Below are 279 nucleotides of genomic sequence, written 5' to 3' on the forward strand. Positions count from 1 at the left end.
CGCGGCGGGAGCCGGGGACGCGGCAAGGACGGCGCCGACGCAGCGACAGGCGCAACGGCACCTGGAGAGAAAGCGGCGCCGGAGGAGCGAGTGACCAGCGAAACCTTCGACGAGGCCGTTGAGGAGTTCGAGAACTCGCCGCGGCGCAAGCGGCGCACGCGCGGAAACTCCCGCTCGGACTACCGGCCCAAGCCGGAGGACTTCTGGGGAACGGACGAGCCCGCCGAGACTGAGGAAGCCGCGCCCGAGCGCACGGCTGAGCGGCCGTCGCAGGGTAGT

1 protein-coding gene is annotated in these 279 nt (G+C 72.0%); it reads left to right on the top strand.

Going from position 1 to position 279, the window contains the following annotated elements; translation table 11 throughout:
• Positions 1–90: 90 nt before the first annotated feature.
• On the top strand, positions 91–279 hold a 189-nt coding region (locus HMPREF0298_RS12530), incomplete at its 3' end, for a hypothetical protein (RefSeq protein WP_169304990.1).

Origin of the sequence: Corynebacterium lipophiloflavum DSM 44291, assembly GCF_000159635.1 — a bacterium.
Classification (GTDB): domain Bacteria; phylum Actinomycetota; class Actinomycetes; order Mycobacteriales; family Mycobacteriaceae; genus Corynebacterium; species Corynebacterium lipophiloflavum.